This window comes from Taklimakanibacter deserti (assembly GCA_003574785.1).
The window spans coordinates 41,781-63,545 of record QORU01000021.1 but is presented as its reverse complement, the minus strand read 5'-3'; the positions used below and the strand labels follow the sequence as shown (position 1 = coordinate 63,545).

19 protein-coding genes are annotated in these 21,765 nt (G+C 62.8%); 18 read left to right on the top strand and 1 reads right to left on the bottom strand.

Features of this window, described 5'->3' with window-relative positions; genetic code table 11:
* The first annotated feature begins 127 nt into the window (after positions 1-127).
* From DS839_RS32250 to DS839_RS32200, 11 genes are all read left to right on the top strand, one after another.
* Positions 128-1,276: a transporter substrate-binding domain-containing protein gene (locus DS839_RS32250; protein ID WP_162918949.1), complete on the top strand. Its 1,149-nt coding sequence runs from the start codon at positions 128-130 to the stop codon at positions 1,274-1,276.
* 2 nt (positions 1,277-1,278) lie between these two features.
* A complete protein-coding gene (locus tag DS839_RS32245; protein ID WP_119274659.1) occupies positions 1,279-1,860 on the top strand; it encodes an ANTAR domain-containing response regulator in 582 nt (193 codons plus the stop codon).
* A gap of 125 nt (positions 1,861-1,985) precedes the next feature.
* Entirely contained in the window at positions 1,986-3,233 is a 1,248-nt protein-coding gene (locus tag DS839_RS32240) for a transporter substrate-binding domain-containing protein (RefSeq protein WP_119274658.1), read from the top strand.
* A 65-nt stretch (positions 3,234-3,298) separates the two neighbouring features.
* Positions 3,299-4,168, top strand: a complete 870-nt coding sequence (gene urtB, locus DS839_RS32235) for an urea ABC transporter permease subunit UrtB (protein ID WP_119274657.1) — start codon at positions 3,299-3,301, stop codon at positions 4,166-4,168.
* Positions 4,165-5,310: an urea ABC transporter permease subunit UrtC gene (gene urtC, locus DS839_RS32230; protein ID WP_368912041.1), complete on the top strand. Its 1,146-nt coding sequence runs from the start codon at positions 4,165-4,167 to the stop codon at positions 5,308-5,310. The genes urtB and urtC overlap by 4 nt, the downstream gene beginning before the upstream one ends.
* Positions 5,307-6,059 (top strand): urea ABC transporter ATP-binding protein UrtD, encoded by a 753-nt coding sequence (urtD, locus tag DS839_RS32225; RefSeq protein ID WP_119274655.1) that lies wholly within the window; start codon positions 5,307-5,309, stop codon positions 6,057-6,059. Before urtC ends, urtD begins: the two co-directional genes overlap by 4 nt.
* The gene (gene urtE / locus DS839_RS32220) at positions 6,052-6,750 is read left to right on the top strand and encodes an urea ABC transporter ATP-binding subunit UrtE (protein WP_119274654.1); all 699 of its coding nucleotides are present in this window, start codon (positions 6,052-6,054) and stop codon (positions 6,748-6,750) included. Before urtD ends, urtE begins: the two co-directional genes overlap by 8 nt.
* 46 nt (positions 6,751-6,796) lie before the next feature.
* Entirely contained in the window at positions 6,797-7,837 is a 1,041-nt protein-coding gene (locus DS839_RS32215; protein WP_119274653.1) for an aliphatic amidase, read from the top strand.
* Between the two features lie 80 nt (positions 7,838-7,917).
* Complete coding sequence (locus tag DS839_RS32210) at positions 7,918-8,715, top strand: CbbQ/NirQ/NorQ/GpvN family protein (RefSeq protein WP_119274652.1); 798 nt, start codon at positions 7,918-7,920, stop codon at positions 8,713-8,715.
* 1 nt (position 8,716) lies between these two features.
* Positions 8,717-10,990: a nitric oxide reductase activation protein NorD gene (locus DS839_RS32205; RefSeq protein WP_162918948.1), complete on the top strand. Its 2,274-nt coding sequence runs from the start codon at positions 8,717-8,719 to the stop codon at positions 10,988-10,990.
* 2 nt (positions 10,991-10,992) lie between these two features.
* Positions 10,993-11,667 (top strand): MIP/aquaporin family protein, encoded by a 675-nt coding sequence (locus tag DS839_RS32200; RefSeq protein ID WP_119274650.1) that lies wholly within the window; start codon positions 10,993-10,995, stop codon positions 11,665-11,667.
* Between the two features lie 21 nt (positions 11,668-11,688).
* On the opposite strand, the gene DS839_RS32195 is transcribed toward DS839_RS32200, so the two are convergent.
* On the bottom strand, positions 11,689-12,744 hold the full coding sequence (locus DS839_RS32195; RefSeq protein WP_119274649.1) for a LacI family DNA-binding transcriptional regulator: 1,056 nt from the start codon (positions 12,742-12,744) through the stop codon (positions 11,689-11,691).
* Between the two features lie 206 nt (positions 12,745-12,950).
* On the opposite strand from DS839_RS32195, the gene hisD reads away from it, so the two are divergent.
* Genes hisD through DS839_RS32160 form a run of 7 tightly spaced genes read left to right on the top strand, consistent with a single transcriptional unit; the run spans position 12,951 to position 21,765 of the window.
* A complete protein-coding gene (gene hisD, locus DS839_RS32190) occupies positions 12,951-14,234 on the top strand; it encodes a histidinol dehydrogenase (RefSeq protein WP_119274648.1) in 1,284 nt (427 codons plus the stop codon).
* The gene (locus DS839_RS32185) at positions 14,231-15,334 is read left to right on the top strand and encodes an MBL fold metallo-hydrolase (RefSeq protein WP_119274647.1); all 1,104 of its coding nucleotides are present in this window, start codon (positions 14,231-14,233) and stop codon (positions 15,332-15,334) included. The genes hisD and DS839_RS32185 overlap by 4 nt, the downstream gene beginning before the upstream one ends.
* Positions 15,335-15,357: 23 nt before the next feature.
* Positions 15,358-16,692: a sugar ABC transporter substrate-binding protein gene (locus tag DS839_RS32180; protein WP_162918947.1), complete on the top strand. Its 1,335-nt coding sequence runs from the start codon at positions 15,358-15,360 to the stop codon at positions 16,690-16,692.
* Between the two features lie 29 nt (positions 16,693-16,721).
* Positions 16,722-18,311, top strand: a complete 1,590-nt coding sequence (locus DS839_RS32175) for a sugar ABC transporter ATP-binding protein (protein ID WP_119274645.1) — start codon at positions 16,722-16,724, stop codon at positions 18,309-18,311.
* Positions 18,308-19,300, top strand: coding sequence for an ABC transporter permease (locus DS839_RS32170; RefSeq protein WP_119274644.1), 993 nt, complete (start codon positions 18,308-18,310; stop codon positions 19,298-19,300). The genes DS839_RS32175 and DS839_RS32170 overlap by 4 nt, the downstream gene beginning before the upstream one ends.
* A gap of 30 nt (positions 19,301-19,330) precedes the next feature.
* Entirely contained in the window at positions 19,331-20,809 is a 1,479-nt protein-coding gene (locus DS839_RS32165; RefSeq protein ID WP_119274643.1) for an extracellular solute-binding protein, read from the top strand.
* Positions 20,810-20,814: 5 nt separating this feature from the next.
* Positions 20,815-21,765, top strand: coding sequence for a carbohydrate ABC transporter permease (locus tag DS839_RS32160; RefSeq protein WP_119274642.1), 951 nt, complete (start codon positions 20,815-20,817; stop codon positions 21,763-21,765).

Sequence of the window (21,765 nt, the reverse complement as noted above, 5' to 3'; positions counted from 1 at the left end):
TCCGACAATGCTCGCGAAGCCCTCATCGAGATCTTCCACGACCTTTGTCAATTGAGCAGTTGAAACCATTAACCAAAACGCGCATGCTCACGCGCTATTCCGGGTGAGGGCGAGAGACAAGAGAGCAATGCCTGGCATGGGTCATGAGTATTCGTCGGAGCCGTGGCGAGTAGGCGTCTTGTTTTCGCGCAGCGGCTACATGGCGCTGATCGAGGAGACGCAGTATCGCGGCACGATGCTGGCGATCGATGAGATCAACGAAGCGGGCGGCATCAATGGCCGCGAGCTTCTGCCTTCGGTCTTCGATCCCGGCTCCGACAATGCCCAGTTCCGCGCCTATACGAGGAAGATGCTCGCCGAGGACGGCATCCGCACCATCTTCGGCTGCTATACCTCCTCGAGCCGCAAGGCGGTGCTGCCGATCGTCGAGCGCCTGAACGGCCTCTTGTGGTATCCGACCCTCTATGAGGGCTTCGAGTTCTCGCCCAACATCATCTATACCGGCGCCGCTCCCAACCAGAACAGCCTGACGCTGTTCAATTATCTCGCCGCCAATTACGGCACGCGCTTCTATTTCGTCGGATCCGACTATGTCTATCCGCGCGAATCGAACCGCATCATGCGCGCCTTGATCAACCAGTCGGGCGGCGAGGTGGTGGGCGAGATGTATGTCTCGCTCAATGCCAGGCGCGAGGAGTTCTATCCGATCCTGCGCGACATCAAGACCGCAAGTCCCGATGTCATCTTCTCGACCGTCGTCGGCGAGGCGACCGTCTTCCTCTACCAGGCCTTCAACGATTTCGGCCTCGATGCAAGGAAACTGCCGATCGCGAGCCTCACCACCACCGAGGCCGAGATCCGGGCGATGGGTGCCGATGTCGGCGAACATCACGTCACCGCCGCACCCTATTTCCAGGGCAGCGGCGGCGAGCGGGAAGAGGCGTTCGTCAAGCGCTACCGCAAGCGCTATGGCGACAGCGAAAGCACGAATATGTGCGTGGAAGCGGCCTATTTCCAGGTGCATCTCCTGGCCAAGGCGCTGGAGCAGGTCAACACGCTCGATACCGACATCCTCAGGCCCTTCGTCCTCGGCTCGACCATCGATGCGCCGCAAGGCAAGGTCACGATCAATCCGTCCTGCAGCCATGCCAATGTCTGGTCGCGCGTCGGCCGGGTCAATCGCGCCGGACAGTTCTCGATCGTGCATCAGTCGCTGTCGCAGATCGATGCCGATCCCTATCTGATCGGCTCGCATCGGGCGCTGGAGAGTGCCTGATCATGGCGGCCAATCCGGTGAGCCAGTTCTCGCGGCTGCGTCTCCTCGTCGTCTGCGAGGCCGACGATGATGGCCAGACGCTGTTGCGCCATCTGCAGCGCACGCGCGCGGCGGTCAGGCATCAGTGGCCGGCGCCCGACCGCATCGGCGAGAATGCCGATGTGCTGTTCTGCGAATATGGTCCGGGCCTCGGCTCGCGCCTCGCCTGGATGCCGGGCGAGGCCGAAGCGGCCCTCGTCGTCCTCCTGCCGCAGAACGGGCGCTTCGACTTCAACGAACTGCAGGTGGCCTGTCCCAATGCGGTGCTGCATCGTCCCTATCTGCCGCATTCGATCGATGCGGCATTGCTCGTCGCGCATGATCAGTTCGCCTTCTTCAAGCGGCAGAAGTCGCGCATCACGCGCATGGAGGAGAATGTGCGGGCGATGCGCGACATCGAGAAGGCCAAGCAGCTGATCATGTTGCGCGATCGCGTGAGCGAGGCGGAAGCGTTCCGCACCTTGCGCGACATCGCGATGAAAAAGCGCGCCACGATCGCTTCGATCGCCTCGAAGCTCGTTGACACTTCCGACAGCCTCGTATAAGGGAATTCATCCGTCCAAGGCGGAAAGCGGCAAAAATGCCGCTCACATAATCAGGCAGTAACGCCTCCATGTTTGGCCACGTGTGGTCAACTTGGGGGTTTTTTGTTGTTGTCATGGAGGAAACGATGGCTATCAGGAGACGAGCTTTCCTGAGGGGAACGGCTGCGCTCGGCGCGGGTGTGATTGGCGGCTTCCCTCATATCTGGATCAAGGATTATTCGCTGGCGCGCGCGGCCGGAGGTGAAATCAAGGTCGGCGTGCTGTTCTCGCTGACCGGCACCACCGCGATCATCGAGGAATCGCTGAACAAGGCGACGATCCTTGCGATCGAGGAGATCAACGCGGCGGGCGGCATCAACGGCATGCAGATCAATGCGGTCGTCGAGGACCCGGCATCGGATCCCGCGACCTTCGCCGAGAAGGCGCGCAAGCTGGTGGTCGGCGACAAATGCGTCAGCGTCTTCGGCTCCTATACGTCGGCGAGCCGCAAAGCGGTACTTCCCGTCTTCGAGAAGCGCAACAACCTCTATTTCTATCCGACCCTCTATGAGGGCCGCGAATGCTCGAAGAACGTCGTCTACACGGGCGCCGTCCCCAACCAACAACAGGATGAATTCGTCCCCTGGCTGATCGAGAAATTCGGCAAGAAGTTCTTCCTCATCGGCTCGAACTACATCTATCCCAAGGAAGAGAACAACTACTGCAAGAAGCTGCTGGAGAAGCTCGGCGGCGAAGTGGTGAACGAGGAATATGTGCCGCTCGGCCATTCCGAGTTCTCGTCCGTCATCAACAAGATGAAGAGCACTCAGCCGAATGTGATCTTCTCGACGGTTGTCGGCGATTCGGTGGTGGCGCTGCACCGGCAATACCGTGCCGCCGGCCTCGATCCCGCCAAGATGCCGATGGCGAGCCTGACGACGTCTGAGAACGAGATCGCGGCCATGGGTGGTGACGCGGCCGCCGGCCACTTCACCTCGGCACCCTATTTCATGGTGCACAAGTCGCCCGAGAACGAGAAGTTCGTCGCCGCCTACAAGAAGCGCTGGGGCGACGACAAAGTGACCCACTTCGTTTCGGAAGCCTGCTACTTCCAGACCTATCTGTTCAAGCAGGCGATCGAGAAGATCGGCCAGAGCGACATCACGCCCGAGACCATTCGCGAGGCGGTGAAGGGCCAGGAGTATCAGGCGCCGCAAGGCAAGATTCTGCTCGAGAAGGAGAATCTCCACACCTGGCTGTGGCCGAAGATCGCCGTCGCCAAGTCTGACGGCCAGTTCGAGGTGCTGAAGGAATCGGCTGAGTGGCTGGCGCCCGATCCCTATGCCGCCTATCCGAACCAGAAATGCACGGAGGCGGGGCTCAAGGAAACCTGAGCTCATTCTCCGGAGCCGCGGTGGCGGACCCCGTCACCGCGGCCCAGTTCTCGCGAGTTTCGCCTATGGAATTTCTGCTCGAACAGTTCATCACCGGCCTCAGCATCGGTTCGATCTTGCTGATCGTCGCCTTGGGCCTCTCGATCATCTACGGCTCGATGGGCGTCATCAACATGGCGCATGGCGAGTTCATCATGCTCGGCGCCTATGGCGCCTGGGCGCTCAAGACTTTCGCCGGCATCAGCTTCTTCCCGGCGCTCATCATCATCTTCATCGTGACCGCACTCCTGGGTGCTGTGATCGAGCGCGGCGTCATCCGCTATCTCTACAAGCGGCCGATCGACACCATCCTCGCGACCTGGGGCATCGGCGTCATGCTGCAGCAGGCGGTAAGGCTCATGGCCGGTGGTGAGTTGCGCTATGTCGAGATGCCGCCGAGCCTCAGCGCCACGGTGAACATCCTCGGCGTCGACGTGTCGGGCTATCGCGTCTTCATCATCGTCGCCGGCGCCGTGCTGTTCGGCCTGACCTGGCTCCTCATCAACAAGACGGCGGTCGGCATGCAATTGCGCGCCGTCATACAGGATCGCAGCATCGCCACCGCCTTCGGCATCAATGCCAGCAAGATCTATACCGGCACCTTTGCCTATGGCGCGGGCCTCGCGGGGCTCGCCGGGGCGCTGGTGGCGCCGCTCAAGAGCGTGTCGCCGGAAATGGGCACCGGCTACGTCATCGACGCCTTCTTCGTCGTCGTGCTCGGCGGGGTGCAGAGCCTGTTCGGAACGGTGGCGAGCTCGCTGCTCCTGGGCGAGCTCTCGGGCGTGCTCGCCTTCTGGCAGAACGACACCATCGCCAAGGCGCTGGTGCTCGTCGCCATCGTCATCCTCATCAGATTCAGGCCGCAGGGCCTCTTCGTCACGCGGGTTAGGACATGATGACGAACAAGACGCTCACGCAAGTGATCCTCTATGGCGTCGTCTGCCTCGCCATCCTGCTGCTGCCGACGCTGATCAACGACGACTTCCTGCTCAACCGGGTCGCGCGCTACCTGGTGCTCGCCATGGTGTCGATGGCGCTGGCCTTGTCCTGGGGCTATGCCGGCATCCTCAATCTTGGCCAGGCGATGAGCTTCGGCCTCGGCTCCTATTGCATGGCGATGGCGCTCAAGCTGCGCACCATCCCGGTCCATACCGGCTCCGAAGGCTTGCCCGACTTCATGGTGTGGAACAATGTCGAGAAGCTGCCCTGGTTCTGGGAGCCGTTCTATTCGATGCCTTTCGCCATCCTGGCCGGCATCCTCATACCGGTCATCGTCTCGGCGATCCTCGCCTGGTTCATGTTCCGCGGAAGGGTGACCGGCGTCTATGTGGCGATCATCACGCTCGCCACATTGGTGGTCGTCAATCTCGTCATCATCGACCAGCAATGGGCGACGGGCGGCTTCAACGGCATCACCGATCTGGCCCAGCTCGAGCTCTTCGGCATCACCTTCGACGCCTATAGCGCCACGACCTACTACCTGATCGCCATCTGCCTGACCGTGTGCCTGTTCCTGGCGCTCGCCGTCACCAAGAGCAAGGCCGGGCTTATCCTGCAGGCGATCCGCGACCAGGAAGCGCGGGTGCGCTTCTTCGGCTATGACGTCGCTTTGTTCAAGACCATGGTGTTCTGCATCTCGGCCGGCATCGCCGGGCTCGCCGGCATGCTCTACACCATCGTCATGGAATTCGCCTCGCCGACCTTCCTCGGCGTGCAGCTCAGTCTGTCGATCGTCGTCTGGTGCGCCGTGGGCGGCCGCCAGAGCCTCGTGGGCGCGCTTCTCGGCGCCATCCTGGTCGCCGGCGTGCAAGGGGCGCTCTCTGAATCGGAGGTCTTCCTCGATACCTGGACGCTGGTCATGGGGGCACTCTTCGTGCTGGTCGTGCTCTTCCTGCCCAATGGTCTCGCGAGCCTCGGCGAGAAGGTCGCCGAGAAGATCGGGCAGATGCGCGGCACCGCGTCGCAGACGGCTGCGCCCGGCAAGCCGGTCGCCGGCGGCAAGCCCTTGCGCAACACCAAGCTGGTCGAGGGACAATGAGCGCGCATCTCGAGCTCAATGATGTGAGCGTCAGCTTCAACGGCTTCAAAGCCGTAAACGGCCTGTCGCTCGCCGTCGAGAAGGGCGAATTGCGCTGCCTCATCGGGCCGAACGGCGCCGGCAAGACCACGGCCCTCGATCTCATCTGCGGCAAGACTGTGCCGACCTCGGGCTCGATCCGCTTCAAGGGCGCCGAGGTGAGCAAGCTCGACGATTATCAGATCGCCCGCTGCGGGGTCGGGCGCAAATTCCAGGTGCCGAGTGTCTTCCGACAACTGACGGTCAGGCAGAATCTCGAAGTCGCCTATTGCAAGCGCAACGGGGTCATGGCGAACCTGTTCCGCTGGGCGCGTTCCGTCGACAGCGACGGTCTCGACAAGCTGGCCGAGTTCGTTGGCTTGAGCGATGCGCTCGATGTGCCGGCCGGCCATCTTTCGCATGGCCAGACGCAATGGCTCGAGATCGCGCTGCTGCTCGCCCAGGACGCCGAGCTCATCCTCCTCGATGAGCCGACCGCCGGCATGACGGCACAGGAGACCCAGAAGACGGCCGACATATGCAACCGGCTGAAGGGCAAGCACACGATCATCGTCGTCGAGCACGATATGGGTTTCGTCAAGGCGATCGGCGACATCATCTCGGTGATGCATCAGGGCAAGCTCCTGGCCGAAGGCCCGGTCGCCGAGGTCGAGAACAATCCGAAGGTCAAGCAGGTCTATCTGGGATCGGTGGGGATCAGCAGTGCTTGAGATCAAGAACCTCGAAGCCTATTACGGCAATTCCCGCGCGCTGCAGGGCATCAATCTCAAGATCGAGACCGGCAAGTTCATGGCCGTGCTCGGCCGCAACGGCGTGGGCAAGACCACTTTGTTCAAGGCGATACTGGGCCTCATGGACCGTTGCGGCGGTGAGATCGCGCTCGGCGGCGACCGGCTCGACCAGATGCCGACCTACAAGCGCGCCCATGCCGGGATCGGCTACGTGCCGCAGGGGCGCGGCATCATCCCGACCTTCACGGTGCGCGAGAACCTCAAGATGGGAACTTTCGCCCGCACCGGCAACGGGAGCAAGACCTATGACGACCTCGTCTTCGAGATCTTTCCCGTCTTGCGCGAATTCCTCGACCGCCAGGGCGGCAATCTGTCTGGCGGCCAGCAGCAGCAGCTGGCGATAGGCCGGGCGCTGCTCACGAACCCTAAGATCATCCTGCTCGATGAGCCGACCGAGGGCATCCAGCCCAATATCGTCGAGCAGATCGAGCAGGCGATTATGACGCTCAACAAGGTGCATGGCATCACCATCATCCTGGTCGAGCAGGACATCGATTTCGCAAGGCGTGCGTCCGACTCCTTCGTGATCATGGAGAAGGGCCGTGTCGTGGCGGAGGGTCCGATCAAATCACTGACGGACAATCTCATGCACAAGCACATGGCGGTGTGATCCATGGATCTGTGCGCATCGAGTGGCAATACTATGGGAGACGAACATGATTCATGGCGATATTGGTAGCAGCAATGACACGATCGGCGTTGCCGTCGTCAATTACAAAATGCCGCGTCTGCACACCCGCAAGGAAGTGCTCGACAATGCGCGCAAGATCGGCGAGATGCTGGTCGGGATGAAAGTGGGCCTGCCGGGCATGGACCTGGTGATCTTCCCGGAATACAGCACCCACGGCATCATGTACGACGCGAAGGAGATGTATGAGACGGCCTCCCAGATCCCGGGCGAAGAGACCGAGATCTTCGCGGCCGCCTGCCGCAAGGCCAAGGTCTGGGGCGTGTTCTCGCTCACCGGCGAGCGTCATGAGGAGCATCCCAACAAGGCGCCCTACAACACGCTGATCCTGATGAACGACAAGGGCGAGATCGTGCAGAAATACCGCAAGATCATGCCCTGGGTTCCGATCGAGGGCTGGTATCCCGGCAACTGCACCTATGTGTCGGAAGGGCCCAAGGGACTCAAGGTCAGCCTCATCATCTGCGATGACGGCAACTATCCGGAAATCTGGCGCGACTGCGCCATGAAGGGCGCCGAGCTCATCGTGCGCTGCCAGGGCTATATGTATCCGGCCAAGGACCAGCAGGTGCTGATGGCCAAGGCCATGGCCTGGGCAAACAACAGCTATGTCGCGGTCGCCAATGCGACGGGCTTCGACGGCGTCTACTCCTATTTCGGCCATTCGGCGATCATCGGCTTCGACGGCCGCACGCTCGGCGAATGCGGCGAAGAGGAAATGGGCATCCAATATGCGCAATTGTCGAAGTCGCTGATCCGCGATGCGCGCAAGAACAGCCAGTCGAACAACCATCTCTTCAAGCTGGTGCATCGCGGCTATACCGGCATCATCAATTCGGGCGAGGGCGCCCAGGGCGTGGCCAATTGCCCCTATGACTTCTATAAGAAGTGGATCACCGACCCCGAAGGCACCCGCGAGATGGTCGAAGCGATCACGCGGTCCACGGTCGGCACCGAGGAGTCACCGATCGAGGGCATTCCCAATCCCAAGACACGAGCCCACCGCTAGAGGGTTCACTGTCTGGGTTAGCACCGGAGGGCGGCCCCACTGCCCTCCGGCCTCCTCCTTGCGACAAGGCCTTGAGCATCATGGAACTGAGCAGCTATCTCGTCACTGCCGAGCCCTATTATCACGCAACCGGCAATGAGGTGGCGGTATTCGAGGCCGCCTATGCGACCCGCCTGCCGATGATGCTGAAAGGTCCGACCGGCTGCGGCAAGACGCGCTTCATCGAGCATATGGCCTTCCGGCTGAAGAAGCCCCTGATCACCGTCGCCTGCCATGAGGACATGACGGCCTCCGACCTCGTGGGCCGCTTCCTGCTCGATGCGCAAGGCACCGTCTGGCATGACGGGCCGCTGACGCTCGCCGTGCGCCATGGCGCCATCTGCTATCTCGACGAGATCGTCGAGGCGCGCCAGGACACGACCGTCGTCATCCATCCCTTGACCGATGACCGCCGTATCCTGCCGCTCGAGAAGAAGAACGAGCTCATCAAGGCGCATCCGGACTTCCATCTGGTGATCTCGTACAATCCCGGCTACCAGAGCGTGATCAAGGATCTGAAGGAATCGACCAAGCAGCGCTTTGCGGCTCTCGATTTCACCTATCCCGAGGCCGAGATCGAAACCGAGATCGTGGTGCACGAAGCGGGCATCGACCGCAAGAATGCCGCGGCCCTGGTCAGGATCGCCGGCCGCACCCGCAATCTCAAAGGTCATGGGCTCGATGAGGGCGCCTCGACGCGCATGCTCATCCAGGCCGGCCGCCTGATGAGCCGGTCGGTGCCCATCGTCGAAGCCTGCGAGGTGGCGCTGGTGCTGCCGATCACCGATGATCCCGACATGCGCATGGCGCTCAGCGAAACCATCGCCGCCTGCATATAGTATGATGGGCGGCGGCGATCCCATAGATGATCTCCTCAAATCGGCACGCTACGCCAGGATGATCGACAGCCGGACATGGGACATGGTGCGCAAGGCCTTTCCCGATTCCATCTTCGACCAGTGGAGCGATAGTCTCTCGCGCATTGCCTCGGCGATCGATGATCCTCAGGCCGGTATCCAGTTTGCGCGCGGCAGCGCTGCGGTGGCGCGCGCCCATGGTACCGATCTTGCTCTGGCGACAGTGCCCATGGCGGTCGGTATCGCCAAGACAGCCGACATGGGGGCTGCCGCGATCTTCCTCACGGCACTCACCAAGGCGGCGGGACTCTTCAAGGATCATTCGGCTTTTCGGACCTGGCTCAGGACCATCGAGGAAGGCGCCAATCTGGCGCCGCATTCGCTGCCGGCCATCGTTCAAGCCTCGCTCCTCGGCCGGGTCAATATCATCGCCTTCCGCGCGTGGATGCTGAACGGCATCCGCGAAGCAGGCAGCGATCCCGTCAAATGCGCCGCCTATTTCGCGCAAGTCGACAGCGCGACGCTCAAGGCCTTCGAGCGCGATCCGGATGATGTCGCCTTCAGCGATGTCGAGGCCTCGCTCAAGGCCTTCGTGATGGCCTTGTGGAGGATCCGCCCGGTGATCCGCACCGCCAATGTGAGGCCCGGCGGGAAGGTGATGCGGCGCGCTTCCTTCGACGGCGCCTTTATTCGCTTGCCGGAAATCTATTCGGGCTATCGCGGGGCGGAAGCCGCGGCACATTATCATGCCGTGCTGGCCCATGTCGGCGCGCATCTGGCCTATGGCCAGGCGAAATTCCCCGTGGGATCGCTCAAGCCCGTGCAAATGGCGCTTGTCGGCCTCATCGAAGATGCGCGCGTCGAGGCGCTGGCAGCCGCCGATTATCCGGGCCTTGCCCGGCTGTGGGGACGATTTCATCGCGTCGAAGCATCGCCGGCGCTCACTGCCGAGCTCCTGATGCTGCGATTGTCACGCACGCTGATCGATCCTTCCTTCATCGATGGCGATCCTTGGATCACGAAAGCGCGCATCATGTTTCGCGAGGCCCGCGAACAATGGAACGATCCCTCCATCAGCCGCCGCATCGGCGGGCTCCTCGGCAATGATATCGGCCAGATGCGCATCCAGTTCAACGCCAAGAGCTACGTGGTCGAGCCGTCCTATCGCGACGACAATCTCGGCCTGTGGGATTGGGGCGAGCCGCCGCCCGAGCAAGCCGAAACGGCGGAGACCATTCTCGAAGCGGTGCGCGTCTCGGAAAAGGAAGACAAGGACAAGGGCGAGCAGCGCGACCGGCAGGACGACTCGACGCCGGCGAACCGCGCCACACGGGTGACGGAGGTGCCGGAAGACGCCGGCATCCCGATCGCACGCCATGCCGAATGGGATCACATCAGCAGCATCCTGCGCCATGACTGGACGACGATCGTCGAGTTCAAGCCGCGCCCCGCGCCGGCGGCGGCAATCGACGACATCCTCGAGCGCTATGCCGATGTCGAGCAGCGCATAGAGCGCCTGGTCAGGGCGGCGAAGATCAGCCGTCCGGTCCGCATGCGTCGCCAGCCGCAAGGCGATCGCCTGGATCTCGATGCCTCCATCCGGGCGATGATCGACTACAGGAGCGGTGTCACCCCCGATGCGTGCATCTATGAGACGAAGGAGATGCACGCGCGGGATCTCTCCGTGCTCCTGCTGCTCGACATATCGGAATCGACGCGCGACCGGGTGCGCGACACGACCACAACCGTCATCGCGCTCGAACGTGCCGCCACGGCCCTTCTGGCCCAGGCCATGGCCGATCTCGGCGATCCCTTCGCCATTCACGCCTTCTGCTCCAATGGCCGCGAGGAGGTGCGCTATTACCGCGTCAAGGATTTTGCCGAGAGCAGCCCGCAAGCGCTGAAAGCCCGGCTCGCCGGATTGCGCGGCATGCTGTCGACCCGGCTCGGCGCCGCTTTGCGCCAGGCCGGTGCCGAGATCGAGCGCCAAGTCACGCACCGCAAGCTCGTGCTGGTGATCACCGACGGCGAGCCCTCCGACATCGACGTGGCGGACCGCAAATATCTGGTCGAGGATGCGCGCAAGGCGGTGCATGAGCTTGCCCATAAGGGGATCGACGTCTTCTGCGTCGGCCTCGACAGCGGCGGCGAAAGCTATCTGCCGCGCATCTTCGGCCTGCGCAACCATCTGATGATCAACCGGATCGAAGCCTTGCCGGAGAAGTTGCCGATGCTCTATTTCCGGCTGACGATCTGATCATGCTGAGCGCAAACATAGGGCGCTACGCAGCGGAGTTCATCGGCACGGCCATATTGGTGTTCTTCGCCGCAGGCGCGGTCATGGCGGCCAGCATGGTGGGCGGGCTTCCCGTACCCCTGATCGGCGGAGCGGCCTCGGGGCTGGCACTCATGATCCTGATCTGGTGCTTCGTCGACATATCGGGCGGCCACTTCAATCCGGCCTTGACCGTGGTGCTTGCCGTCTTCGGCGATTTCCCCAAATCCAGTGTCCTCGGCTATCTCACCGCACAACTGGCGGGCTCCGTCGCCGGCGCCGCACTTCTTTATTATGCGCTTGGACCTCAGGCCGGCATGGGCGCCAATATGCCGAATACGGCGCTCGCCATATCAGGTCCTGGCGCCTTCATCATCGAATGCTTCCTGTCCTTCGCCATGATGCTCACCATACGCGCCGCTTTCGCGACGGGCGAGCAATTGCGCCAGTTCGCCGCCGTGCCGATCGGGCTTGTCGTCGGCATCGAGGTCATGGTCATGGGGCCGATCGCCGGTGCCGCCATGAATCCGGCCCGCGCCTTCGGCCCCTATGTCTTCCTCGGCGACTGGCATCATTACTGGATCTATGCCTTGGGTCCGCTGCTCGGCATCCTGCTGGGCGCTCTCGCCTGGGACAGGCTCATCGCACCAAAGCGGTGAAGGCGCATAAATATCAGCCATTCACCCGCGTGGCAGTGCGGTGCTCTCGCGCAGGATGATCTCGACCGGGAGGACCTCGGAAGCGGGCTCCGATTGGCCGCGGACCATCTCGAGTAGCCGGGTCGCCGCCACATGGCCCATGCGCTGAGCCGGCACGCGGATCGTCGTCAGCTTGGGAAAGGTGAATTCGGCAAGCGGCAGATCGTCGAAGCCGATGATCGACATGTCCCTCGGAACATCGAGACCCGAGGCCCGGCATTCGGTCATGGCGCCGATCGCCTGGATGTCGTTGGCGGCGAAGACCGCGGTCGGCGGGACGACATCGTCGAGCATGCGGCGCATCGCGGTGCGGCCTTCGATGAATTCGAAATCGCGCTCGAAGATCAATGTCGGATCGATGGCGATGTCGATCTCGGCGAGCGTGTCCTCATAGGCCTTGCGCCGTTCGAGCGCCCGGTCGTTGAGCTCGGTGCGGCCGCAGATCAGGCCGATGCGGCGATGGCCGAGCTCGATGAGATGCGTCATCGCCATGCGGCCGGCCGCGTAATTGTCGAAGGACACGCACGGAAGATTGGCGGCGGTGTCCAGCCGCCAGGTCACGACACAAGGGATGCCGTGGCGCTCGATCAGCCGATAGATGGCAGGATCGCGTCCGCCGCCGGTGAGGATCAACCCATCGACACGGCGCTCGACCAGATGACGGATCATGCGGCGCTCCTCATCGGGCGAGAATTCGCTGACGCCGAGCAGCACGCCATAGGATTCGCGCTGGGCCACGCGCTGGATGGCCTGGGTCGAGGCGGCATAGATCGAGTTGGTGATCGTCGGGATGACGAGGCCTATGGTCATCGAGCGGGCACCGGCGAGGGCGCCCGCCATGCCGTGCAGCACGTAATCGTGGCGCTCGATCACCTTGAGCACGGCCTTGCGCCGCTCGGGCCGTACACGCTCGGGATTGTTCAGCACGCGCGATACGGTGGCGGTCGAGACGCCGGCCTCCTTGGCGATCTCCTTGATCGTCTTGCGCTCCTGCGGCGAAGAGGAAAACTCGTCCTCGCGCGGCGGATCCTCGGTCATTATGTAAGCGCTTTCAGTTTGCCTGCCTGGAAACCGGGTTGCCGTCAGAAATTCGCTCCCCTTCAAAAACACAAACGAATCTCGAAAGATAGATCACGATTAGAAATCCTAAAGTGTCACTTTAGGATAAGTCAAGCCGAATGCGATTGACTCAAATATCCTCTGTCGTAAGCTCATATTTGTAAGCGCTTACAAATTGGGTCACGATGCCTCATTATATAAAGAAAGCCGCGGGCCAAGAGCGCGCCGATACGCTCGCCGTCGAACGCACGGTCGGCGAGATGATCGGGCGCATCCGCGAGGAGAGGGATGATGCCGTCCGGCATTACGCGAAAGCCCTCGACAAATGGGAAGGCGAGAGCTTCCGCGTCTCTCCCGACCAGATCCGCGCGGTCTCCAAGGCCTTGCCCGAAAGCTTCAAGGACGATTTCGCCTTCTGCCTGAAGAATATCCAGGAATTCGCCCGCCGCCAGCGCGCCTCCTTGAGCGAATTCACGACCGAGATCGCGCCCGGCGTGGAGCTGGGGCAGAAGCTCGTGCCCGTAGCCAATGTGGGCTGCTACATCCCCGGCGGCAAATATCCGCTCATCTCGGCCGCGGCGATGAGCGTCGGCACGGCGCGGATCGCCGGCGTCGATCACATCATCGGCTGCGCGCCGCCGCGGCCCGGCGAAGCGGGGATGTATCCCCACACGCTCCATGCGCTTCAGGCCTCGGGCGCGGATGAGATCTATTGCATCGGCGGCGTGCAGGCCATGGCCGCCATGGCCTTCGGCTGCGTGGGCATGCGGCCGGTCGACATGATCACGGGCCCCGGCAATGCCTATGTCGCGGAAGCGAAGCGCCAGCTCTTCGGCCTGGTCGGCATCGACCTGCCGGCGGGCCCGACGGAGATTTGCATCCTCGCCGATGACAAGGCCGATCCCGCTCTCGTTGCCACCGACCTTCTCGGTCAGGCCGAGCACGGACCCGACAGCCCCGCCTGGCTGGTCACGACATCGAAAAAGCTGGCGGAGGCCGTGGTGAAGGAGATCGAGCGCCAGCTCGTCGATCTTCCGACCCACGACATCGCTTCGCGCTCCTGGCGCGATCATGGCGAGATCGTCGTCGCCGATGGCAGGGAGGAAGCGGCCCAGATCGTCGATGCCTATGCGCCCGAGCATCTGGAGATCCAGACTGAGAGCGACGACTGGTATCTGGCGCGGCTCAGGAACTATGGCAGCGCCTTTGTCGGCGAGGAATCGACCGTCGCCTATGGCGACAAGGGTGTGGGCACCAATCACACGCTGCCGACGGGGCGCGCCGCGCGTTACACCGGCGGACTCTGGGTCGGCAAATTCATCAAGACCGTCACCTGGCAAAGGCTGACACGCAAAGCGAGCCGCGATCTCGCCGGGCCCTTCGAACGCATCTGTGCGGCGGAAGGCATGCTGGCGCATGCGCTGACCTGCAAGGCGCGCGCCGAACGCTATCGGGGAGAGAATGCATGATCTTCTTCTGGGCCGAGACGCCGGATGGCTGGGGGATTCCCGGACTTCACGGTCCCTGGGCCGAGGATGAGCTCGACGGCTATGTGCAGTCGGGCGTCTATCTGATCCGCGGCCGGGCTGAGAACATCCTCATCGATACCGGCAATTGGACGACACCCGACTATGACAACGGCATGGGCGAGTTTCTGATCGAAAAGCTCGATCAGGAGAAGAACGATCTCAAATATATCCTGATCACTCATTTCCATTACGACCATACCGGCAATGCCGCGGTCTTGAAGAAGCGCTATGGCGCGGAAATCGTCGCTCATCCCGCCGACAAGCCGATCATCGAAGATCCGATGCTGGTCACCAAAGCGGAGAATCTGAAGCGCTTCGGGACGACGCCGGCCGAGGTGCTGGCCGATTTCAACTTGGCGGAGGGCGAGAGCCTCGGCCTCTCCGACCCCGAGATCGTGCGCCGGCATTGGAACCGGCCGGTCGAAGTCGACGTGACGGTCGATGACGGCGACGTGCTCGAGGTCGGCGGCCTCAAGCTCGAGATCATGCATCTTCCCGGTCACTGCCCGGGCCAGATCGGCGTGTGGAACAAGCATTCGGGCACGCTCTATTCCGCCGACATCATGCATTTCCCGACACCGCTCGGGCCCTTTCCGATCGGCGATGCCAAGGCGCATCGCCGCTCGATCGAGCGCTGCATCGAGATCAAGCCGCAGCTCATCCTCGAAGGCCACGGCCTCTCCGCCTATTCGGCGGACAGCGCGCTCCGGCGCCTCCTCCATATGCGGCGCCAGCAGGAGGACATCGAATACTGGATCATCCATGTGCTGGCGCGGGCCGGGCGGCCGATGACCATTTCCGATCTCGTACCCGAGGTCATGCCGGTGAAGAGCGAGCTCGATTATGCCGTGTCGACCGGCATCGGCATGCGGCGCTGCTATGCCGAGTGCTGCATCCAGACGCATCTCATCTGGCACATCGAGAAAGGCAACGCGCTGCGCATCAATGAAAGCGGGCAGGTGAAATTCGCGGCGACCGCAAGGGGCAAGGACTGGGCATCGGAAGTGCACGAGGCCCGAAGGGCAAACAAATGGAGCTGAGCTCCAAGCCAAGGAGGGAAGAAATGTCGAAGGGTTTCAGAAAGTCTCGCTTTCCCGATTTCACCGACAAGAAGGTGATCGACCGCCATATGGACGCCTATGGGACGAGCGGCCTGTCGCGCCGCGACTTCCTTTCTTTCGCGACCGCAAGTGCGGTGGCCGCGTCCTTCGCCGGCACGATCGGCGCGCCGGGCGTCGCGGTCGCCGCGACCAGCGGCAAGATCGCCCATCTGATGATGACGCTGCAGCTCGAATATGTCGCCAATGCCGATGCCGGCGCCAAAGGGGCCGCGGCGGCGCTCGGTCTCGAGCAAGTGGCGGTCGACGGCCAGCTCGACAGCGAGCGCCAGCTCAACCAGTTCGAGCAGCAGGCGACCGCCGGGGTCAAGGCGGTGATGCTGCATGCGCCGGGCGGCGGCTCGATCAAGCGCATCGCCGAGCTCGCCAACCAGAACAAGATCTGGCTCGACAACACCTGGGGCACGCTGCCCTGGTACACGCCTTTCGAGGCCGGCGACTATTGGACGCTCTATGCGGTGCCGGAGGAGTTCTCCGCCCATGGCGATGTGACGCGCACCGTGTGCAAGGCGGTGATGGAGGCCTTTGGCGGCGGCGAGCTCGTCGGCGTCACCGGCGTCGAAGGCAATTCGACCGATCTTATCCGCTCACGTGGACGGGACGCGGCGATCAAGGAATTCCCCAAGATCACGCTCGCCGGTGAATTGCCCGGCAAATGGAACCGCGAGGACAGTCAGAAGGCGATGGAGGACCTGATCTCGCGCCATCCCAATCTCAAAGGCGTCATCGCGCAGAATGACGACGTGGCGGATGGCTGCATCGCCGCACTCAAGGCGGCGGGCCTCAGGCCCGGCCAGGATGTCTTCATCTCCGGCGCCGACGGCACGACCGGTGGTGCGGAGATGATCAAGCAGGGCCTGCTGCTCGCCACCAGCGCCAATGTCCCGCAATACATGGGCGCCATGCTGACGGCGCGGCTCTATGACGTGCTCAATGGCTGGAAGCCGCGTGCCGCCGAACGGCTGATGAGCTGGCGCTCGGTGACGATGACCAAGGACAATGTCGATGTGTATCTCGCCCGCTATGTGAACAATGGCGATGCGGCGCCCTTCGACTACAAGCGCCTGTCGAAAGTGGCGCATCCCGACGATTGGGACCCGCAGGCCGAGCTTTTCCCCATGGATATCGACCTCGAATGGGGCGGCATAGCGAAGCCGGACGGCTGGGACTATCCGGCGGACTACAAGAAAGCGCGCGAAAGCGGCGAGGCCGCGGCGGTCGCCAAGGAATATGCCGAACATTACAAGATTCCGATGTTCGGTCCGGCGCCGAAGCTTTGACGTCGAGCGAGCAGTAAGCGAGCCTTCGCATGAGCGCGCCCCCTGCCGACCATCCTGCGGCACTCAGCGCCAGAAGCTTGAGCAAGCGCTATGGCGAGACCCTGGCGCTGAGCCATGTCGATCTGACCCTCGAGGCGAAGAAGGTCGTGGGCCTTGTTGGCGAGAACGGCGCCGGCAAATCGACGCTGCTCAATATCCTGTCCGGCATCACGTCACCCGATGCGGGCACCCTGGAGATCCAGGGTGCCCGCCAGTCGCTCGCGGGCTATGGCGCGGCGCAGCGCCTGGGCGTCGGGCGCGTGTTCCAGGAACAGGCGCTCATCGGCACCATTCCGGTGTTCGAGAATCTGCTGCTCGGCGCGGAAGCGCGCTTCACCCGCCTCGGCCAGTTCATGCGCCGACGCGACATGATCCGGCTGGCGCAGGAGATGGTCGATGAAGCGGGCGCCAAGATCGACGTCCGGCGCCTGACCCAGAGCTTGAGCTTTTCCGAGCGCCAGGTTGTCGAGATCATTCGGGCCTGTATCGGACCCAAGAGCCTCCATGGCGTCGAAACGCCGATCATCGTGCTCGATGAGCCCACGGCGTCACTGGAGAAAGGCGATGAGAGACTGTTCTTCGATCTCATCGACAAGGTCAGGCAGTCGAGCGCCGTCCTCTTCGTGTCGCACCGGCTGACCGAGATCCTTTCCATTTGCGATGAGGTCGTCATCCTGAAGGATGGGCGCCGTGTCGCCTCGGTGACGCCGGCAGAAGCCGATGAGCGCGATCTGCATCGGCTGATGGTCGGGCGCGAACGCGACGCCGACTACTATCACGAAGAAGAGCAGCGCGACGGCGATCTCGGACGTCCGGGCTTCGCGGCGCGCGGCCTCACACGCGCGGATGTCTATGATGATGTCGGCTTCGAGGTGAAAGCCGGCGAGATTCTGGGCATTGGCGGCCTGCTCGATTCGGGCAAGTCGGAGCTGGGCAAGGGGCTTGCCGGCATCGAGCGCCCGGAGCGAGGTGAGATCCATCTTGGCGACGGACGCTGGACGGCACCCGAGATCACCAAGGCCATTCCCAAGGGGCTCGGCTATGTGCCGGCGGAAAGGCTGGCCGAGGGCATGATCGCGAGCCAGCCCGTCGCCTGGAACATCTCCTCCGCCAGCGGCGCCGATCTCTTCTCGACGCGCTGGGGCCTTTGGCGCCACCGCCGTGAAGCGGCGGTCAGCGCGCGGTTCATGGACAGGCTAAAGATCAAGGCCAGATCGCCGCAAACACCGGCGGCCCGGCTGTCGGGCGGCAATCAGCAGAAGGTCGTTCTGGCGCGCTGGCTGGCGCGCGACTTGCGCGCCCTGGTGCTCGACAATCCGACGCGCGGCGTCGATGCCGGCGCCAAGGAAGAGATCTATGCGCTGTTGCGTGCTTTGACCGCCAAGGACGTCGCGATCGTCCTGATCACCGACGACCTGCTCGAGCTGATCGGCCTCGCCAACCGCATCGCGATCATGCGGCAAGGGACGCTCTCCCGGATCATCGATGCCCGGGCCGATGCCAAGCCGACCGAGCAGGAACTGGTCGCCATGATGCTCGGCGCCGGTGACGGCGATCAGACGCCCGAGAGGGCGGCATGACGGACGAGGGCGTTCATATGGCTCTGTCCAGTGCCGATCGATCGACCGGCAAGGCGGCATTCAATGGCATCTGGCTTCCGATTGCCGTCGTCATCGCGCTCATCGTCTTCTTCTCCCTCGCCAGCGACGCCTTCTTCAGCCTGCGCAACATGACGGGCATACTGGGCCAGGCCAGCACCTTGCTGCTCGCCTGCCTCGGCGCGTCCTTCGTGGTCCTGATGGGCAGCATCGACCTCTCCGTCGGCGCCATCGTGCTCCTGGTCGGTGCCGTCACCGTCACGGCCCTGAACGCCTTCGGCATGGGCGTCGATGCGCTGGCGGTGAGCCTGGTCGCCGGAGCACTTCTCGGCCTCGTCAATGGCGTGCTCTATTCGCTAGGCCGCATCCCGTCCTTCGTGGTGACGCTCGGCACGCTGTCGGTCTTCACCGGCGCCGCCTGGGAATTGCTGCAGGGACGTGCCTTGCGCTTCTCCTCGCCCGCTTTCGAGGAGCTCGCGATCGGCCAGTTCATCCCGCATGTACCGAATATCGCGCTTTTCGCCATCGGCGTCTGGGTGCTGGCGAGCCTCGCCGGCCAGATGACGCGCTTCGGCCGCTATATGTACATCATCGGCGGCGGCGAAGCGGTGGCGCGCAATGTCGGCATCCCGCTCACGCGCTACAAGATCTATGCCTTCGTCATATCGGGGCTGCTCGCCGGCCTTGCCGGCGCGCTCGCGGTCGCGCGGCTCGGCGCCGCTGGTCCGACACTCGGTCAGGAATTGCTGCTCAACTCGCTCGCCGCCATCGTGGTCGGCGGAACGTCGCTGTCGGGCGGTATAGGCGGCGTCCATCGCACGCTGATCGGCGTCGCCATCATCGCGCTGCTCGATAACGGCCTCAATCTCATGGGCGTCAATCAATACACACAAATGGTGATCAAGGGCGCGGTCGTCGTGGCCGCCGTCCTGATAAGCCAGGACCGGCGGGGGAGCATTGTCATCAAGTGAGGGTTAGGTTCAGACAGAGAGGACGACAACATGACTAAGATCCGGACTAGGGGACTGACGCGCCGAGCGCTCATGCGCGGCGCGGGTTCGGGGATCGCCGCCTATGCGGTGGCGCCCATGCTCGCCGGCCGCGCTTCAGCGCAAGCCGGCGATCTCGCCACCATCCATGAAACCGCCGCCGCGGCGGCGAAGAAACTGGCCGAAGGCCGCAGCGTGACGCTCAAGATCCTGCAGCCGTCAGGCTCGCTCGGCAATGTCAAGCCGGTGGCCGACCGGTTCACCGAGGCGACCGGCATCAAGTTCGACTATATCGAGGTGCCGCTGGGCGAGATCAACCAGAAGGTCCTGCTCGAAGCGGTGTCGAAATCGGGCGCCTTCGATATCGCGCTGCCCGCAACCTTCGGCATTCCCGATCTGGCCGAATCGGGTATTCTCGTCAATCTCGACCAATATGCGCAGAAATACGAGCCGGCGGACTATCAGAAGGACGCTCTCTATACGATCGGCGACTACTACAAGGGCAGCCTCTATGGCTACCAGACCGACGGCGACACCTATCTCATGTTCTACAACAAGCCGTGGCTCGATGACGACGCCGAGCGGAAAGGCTTTGCCGACAAGAACGGCTATGAGCTGAAAGTGCCCGATACCTGGCAGGAGCTCGATCAGATGCTGGCCTGGTTCCATCGGCCCGACAAAGGCAAATTCGGCGGCGCGCTCTTCCGCACCCAGTATTTCATCGCCTGGGAATGGTGGGGCAGGTTCCATGCCAAGGGCTTCTACCCCTTGGCCGACGATCTGACGCCGCAGATCAACAATGAGGCGGGGGTCGCGGCGCTCGAAGAGCTGATCGCCGCCTCGCAATATCTCTATCCGGGCGCCAAGACCAACGGGTTGTTCGAAAACTTCGAAGCCTTCGGGGAAGGCGACAAATTCGCCAATATCGGCTGGGGCGGCACGCAGAAGTTCCTCAACTCCGACAAGTCGAAGATCAAGGGCAAGCTCGCTTTCGGCGACATGCCGGGCGGCCTCGTCAATGGCGAACTCGTCAGGACGCCCTATTTCAACTGGGGCTGGAATTATATCGTGTCGAGCGTGTCGCCGGAGCCCGAGATCGCCTATCTCTACACGCTCTTTGCCGCATCGCCCGTGCTCTCGACCATCGCGGTGCGCGATCCTGCCGGCTATTTCGATCCGACCCGCAACGCCCATTACGAGGATGCCGAGATCAAGAGGACCTATTCGCCGGAATTCCTCGTCGCTCACAAAGCGTCGATGATCAATTCGATCCCCGATCTCTATCTCAAGGGTCAGGGCGAGTATTTCGACGAGTTGCGCGTCAATATCGCGGCTGCCGATGCCGGCACCAAGACCGCCAAGGCGGCGCTCGACGATACCGCCGCCGCCTGGGCGCGCATCACCAGGCGCATGGGCGCAAGGAGCCAGGAAGTGCAGTGGCGCTTCCTCAAATCGAACTATCCGGCCGGCATACGCGACAAGCTCAAGTGAGCGACATGACGACGAGAGATGCGGCGCCCAAAGCGCCGCATCGCCAAGTGGGTAATGCGGGCGAGGGGAAAACCCCCGGCCTCGCCCGTCTTATCCCATTCAATGTGGCGCTGGTGCTGCCGGCGCAGCTCACCATGATGGTCGTCGTCGTCATTCCGACCCTCATCGTCATCTGGCTGTCGCTGACCGACTGGCAGCCCACCCAGGCTATTCCCTGGTGGAAGGCCGAGCCCGTGTGGTTCTGGAACTATTACGACCTCTGGTATGATGACCGCTTCATCAATGCCGTATTGCGCACTCTGGGCGTGGTGGCCTTGTGCATCACCGTCGAGCTGGCGCTGGCGCTCGGCCTTGCGCTCCTGTTTCTCGAGGACTGGTGGTGGAAACGCTTCGCCGTCTCGGTGATCATCCTGCCGATGATGATCATTCCGGTCGATGCCGCCAACGCTTTCTTCATGCTGTTCAACGATCGCGGGCCCATCAATCACCTGATCTCGCTCGTGACGGGTCAGCCCTTCACCTTTTCCTGGCTGTCGCATCCGACATGGGCGATGCTGCCGATCGTGCTGTGCGAGATCTGGCAATGGACCCCTTTGATGTTCCTGATGGTGCTCACCGGCCTCATCGCCCTGCCGCAGAACCAGATCAAGGCGGCGGTGGCGCTCGGCGCCTCGCCGGCGCGCATCTTCCGACGCATCATGCTGCCGCTGCTCACCCCCGTCATCGGCATCGCCGTGCTGATCCGCGCGATCGAGACCTTCAAGATCTTCGATCCGGTCTACATACTGACCCGCGGCCAGCCGGGCGGCGCCACCGAGACGATCTCGATGTATATGTACAACGGCGCTTTCGTCTATTTCCGCATGGGCTATGTCGCGGCGGCGGCACTCATCGTGCTGGTGCTGGTGATCTCGCTGTGCCTTGCGCTGGCCCGGCCGCTCAAGAGGCACGGCTGA